The organism is Endozoicomonas sp. ONNA1, from assembly GCF_024606325.1.
Taxonomy (GTDB): Bacteria; Pseudomonadota; Gammaproteobacteria; order Pseudomonadales; family Endozoicomonadaceae; genus Endozoicomonas_A.
Window position 1 is genome coordinate 1 of the sequence record NZ_JAHHPN010000456.1, and the last position, 1,923, is coordinate 1,923.

Annotated in this window: 1 protein-coding gene; it reads right to left on the reverse strand. The window is 57.8% G+C overall.

All coding sequences use genetic code 11. The features are described from left to right. Positions 1-1,923: ankyrin repeat domain-containing protein (locus tag KDK19_RS10470; RefSeq protein WP_257291896.1), on the reverse strand; the 1,923-nt coding region annotated here is incomplete at both ends.

Genomic DNA, 1,923 nt, shown 5'->3' on the forward strand with positions numbered 1-1,923 from the left:
TTGCCCCGGCCTTGGTCAATGCTTCCACAATGTCGGTCTTGCCCATTCTGGCTGCGATGGACAGCGCAGTGGCGCCGTCTTCAATTCTGACGGCATTGAGATCCGCCCCAGCGTTGATCAGGATTTTTACGCTGTCAGTATTTCCTTTCTCAGCAGCTTTGAACAGCGGGGTGGCGTCATCCTTACTTCGGGCGTTGAGATTCGCTCCGGCGTTAATCAGAATTTTCAGGCAGTCAATGTTGTTTTGCAGGGCAGCGATAAACAGCGGGGTGACACCCTCCTTAGTCGGAGCGTTGATATCCGCTTTGGCTTCGATCAGGATTTTCACGCAGTCGGTGTTATTGACTTGTGCTGCGATGAACAGCGGGGTGGCGCCATCCTCAGTTGGGGCGTTGAGATCCGCCTTGGCTTCGATCAGGGCTTTCACGCAGTCGGTATAGCCTCTTGCAGCAGCGATGAACAGAGCGTTGCGGCTGTAATGAGTCTGGGCGTTGAGGTTCGCCCTGGCTTCGATCAGGGCTTTTACGCAGTCAATATTATTCATCTCGGTAGCGATGGTCAGTGGGGTGGAGCCGTCTATGGTTCTGGCGGCGTTGAGATCCGCTTCGGCCTTGATCAGAAGTTTTACGCAGTCGGTATTGCCCATCTGGGCAGCAATGAACAGCGGGGTGGTACCATCCGACAAGGCAGCGTTGAGATCCGCCTCTGCTTTGATCAGGATTTTCACGCAGTCGGTCTGATTTTCTTGTGCTGCCATGAACAGCGAGGTGGCACCATTCTTGGTCTGGGCGTTGAGAGCCGCCTTGGCTTCGAGCAGGGCTTTCACACAGCCGGTATGGCCTCTCGCAGCAGCGATGATCAGTGGGGTGGCGCCATTCTCAGTTGGGGGGTTGAGATCCGCCCTGGCTTCGATCAGGGCTTTCACACAGTCGGTATTGCCTTTTGCAGCAGCGGAGAACAGCGGGGTGGCACCATCCTCTGTCCGGGGGTTGAGATTGGCCCTGGCTTCGATCAGGGCTTTCACGCAGTCGATATTGCCCTTCTCGGCTGCGATATACAGCGCGGTGGTGCCATCCGGAAAGGCGGCGTTGAGATCCGCCTTAGCTTCGATCAGGGCTTTCACGCAGTCTGTATTGCCATTCTGTGCAGCCATGAACAGCGAGGTGGCGCCACGCTCAGTCCGGGCGTTGAGATCCGCCCTGGCTTCGACCAAGGCTTTCACGCAGTCGATATGGCCTTTCGCTGCAGCAGTGAAAAGCGGTGTGGTGCCATCCGACAAGGCAGCGTTGAGATCCGCCCCGGCTTTGATCAGGGCTTTCACGCAGTCGGTATGGCCATTTTGTGCAGCGATGATCAGCGCTGTGGCGCCATCCTTGGTCCGGGCGTTGAGGTCCGCCTTGGCTTCGATCAGGGCTTTCACGCAGTCGGTACGGCCTTTCGCAGCAGCGATGATCAGCGAGGTGGTGCCACCCTTAGTCTGGGCGTTGAGATCCGCCCTGGCTTCGACCAGGGCTTTGACGCAGTCGGTATGGCCTCTCGCAGCAGCGATGATTAGCGGGGTAGCGCCATTCTTAGTCTGGGCGTTGAGATCCGCCCTGGCTTCGATCAGGGCTTTCACGCAGTCAGTATTGCCTCTCTGGGCAGCGATGAACAGCGGGGTAATACCACCCTTGGCCCGAGCGTTGATATCTGCCTTGGCTTCGATCAGGGCTTTCACGCAGCTGGTATTGCCCTTCTCAGCTGCGATGCAAAGCGGGGTGGCGCCATCCTTGGTAGGCGTGTCAAGATCCGCCCCGGCGATGATCAGGACTTTCAGGCAGTCGGTCTCGCCCCTCTGGGCTAAGGTGAACAGCGGGGTGTTGCCATCTTTAGTCTGGGCGTTGAGATCCGCCCTGGCTTCGACCAGAGCTTTCACGCAGTCGG